1 rRNA gene is annotated in these 572 nt (G+C 54.5%); it reads left to right on the top strand.

Annotated elements, in window-relative coordinates:
• A 23S ribosomal RNA gene (locus HBB17_RS08145) occupies nt 1-572 on the top strand; the annotation flags it as partial.

The following is a 572-nucleotide window of genomic DNA, read 5'->3' on the forward strand; positions in this document are numbered from 1 at the left end:
CTGGGCAGAGGACAATGTCAGGCGGGGAGTTTGACTGGGGCGGTCGCCTCCGAAAGGGTATCGGAGGCGCTCAAAGGTCTCCTCAGAATGGTTGGAAACCATTCGAAGAGTGCAAAGGCAGAAGGAGGCTTGACTGTGACACCGACGGGTGGAGCAGGTACGAAAGTAGGACTTAGTGATCCGGTGGTATAAAGTGGGATTGCCATCGCTCAACGGATAAAAGCTACCCTGGGGATAACAGGCTTATCACTCCCAAGAGTTCACATCGACGGAGTGGTTTGGCACCTCGATGTCGGCTCATCGCATCCTGGGGCTGTAGTAGGTCCCAAGGGTTGGGCTGTTCGCCCATTAAAGCGGTACGCGAGCTGGGTTCAGAACGTCGTGAGACAGTTCGGTCCCTATCCGGCGTAGGCGTAGGATATTTGAGAGGAGCTGACCTTAGTACGAGAGGACCGGGTTGGACGAACCTCTGGTGTATCGGTTGCATTACCAAGTGCATGGCCGAGTAGCCAAGTTTGGAAGGGATAAACGCTGAAGGCATCTAAGCGTGAAGCCCCCCTCAAGATAAGATA

This window comes from Anaerosporobacter faecicola (assembly GCF_012070565.1).
Lineage (GTDB): Bacteria > Bacillota > Clostridia > Lachnospirales > Lachnospiraceae > Anaerosporobacter > Anaerosporobacter faecicola.